At 65.7% G+C, this 1,123-nt stretch carries 1 protein-coding gene; it reads left to right on the plus strand.

What is annotated here, in order from left to right; all coding sequences use genetic code 11:
• Window positions 1-130: 130 nt before the first annotated feature.
• On the plus strand, window positions 131-1,123 hold the full coding sequence (locus tag NM1_RS40655) for an IS481 family transposase (RefSeq protein WP_068033156.1): 993 nt from the start codon (window positions 131-133) through the stop codon (window positions 1,121-1,123).

Genomic DNA, 1,123 nt, shown 5'->3' on the forward strand with positions numbered 1-1,123 from the left:
CTAGTGTACTGCCCAGGCAGGTTGGTCGAGGTTTTGTGACGACACGCTGTAGGTGATCGTTGAATGGCGAAGGTCTCCGTCGTGGAGTGGGAGTTGCTGAGACAACCACTCGAATCGACAGGAGACCTTCGTGGTCCACGCTAACGCAGTCCTGACTCCGCGAGGCCGATTGCTGCTGGCTCGTCGCATCGTCGACGACGGCTGGCCGATCGCCCGGGCGGCCGAGTATTTCCATGTGTCGTGGCGGACCGCCGATCGCTGGCAGACCCGGTATCGGGCGATGGGTGCCGCCGGGATGGCCGATCGATCCAGCCGTCCGCATCGCAGCCCGAACCGCACCCCGGCGCCGACGGTGCGCAAGATCGTGGACTTGCGGTGGCGCAAACGTTTGTCCCCGCGGGCGATCGCGTCGCGGTTGTCGATGCCGGCGTCGACGGTGCACGCGGTACTGGTCCGTTGCCGGTTACACCGGTTGTCGCACATCGATATCCGTACCGGTGAGGTGATCCGCCGCTACGAGCACCCGCATGCCGGGTCGTTGATCCATGTCGATGTCAAGAAACTGGGCAACATCCCGGCCGGTGGCGGCTGGCGGTTCGTCGGACGGGTCACCGGCGAACGGCACCGGGCAGCCACACCCGGCATCCGGCGTAGTCGCTACCGCCACCCGCTGCTGGGAAACGCGTTCGTGCACACCGTGATCGACGATCACTCCCGAGTCGCCTACGCCGAGATCCACGACGACGAGACCGCCGACACCGCGGTCGGTGTCCTGCGGCGCGCGGTGGCCTGGTTCGCCGACCGCGGTGTCACCGTCGAACGGGTGCTGTCGGACAACGGCAGCTGCTACCGATCCAAAGCCTGGACCGCTGCGGCCACCGAGCTGGGCATCGCAGCCAAACGCACTCGTCCTTACCGACCACAAACCAACGGCAAGATCGAACGGTTCCACCGCACCCTCGCCATCGAGTGGGCCTTCGCCCGCCACTACCAGTCCGAACAAGCCCGGCGAGCCGCGCTACCAGCCTGGCTGCACACCTACAATCACCACCGGCAACACACCGCCATCGGCAGAAGAACCCCCATCAGCCGATTGACCAACCTGCCTGGGCAGTACAACTAG

It is taken from the genome of Nocardia mexicana NBRC 108244, from assembly GCF_001613165.1.
Taxonomy (GTDB): Bacteria; Actinomycetota; Actinomycetes; order Mycobacteriales; family Mycobacteriaceae; genus Nocardia; species Nocardia mexicana.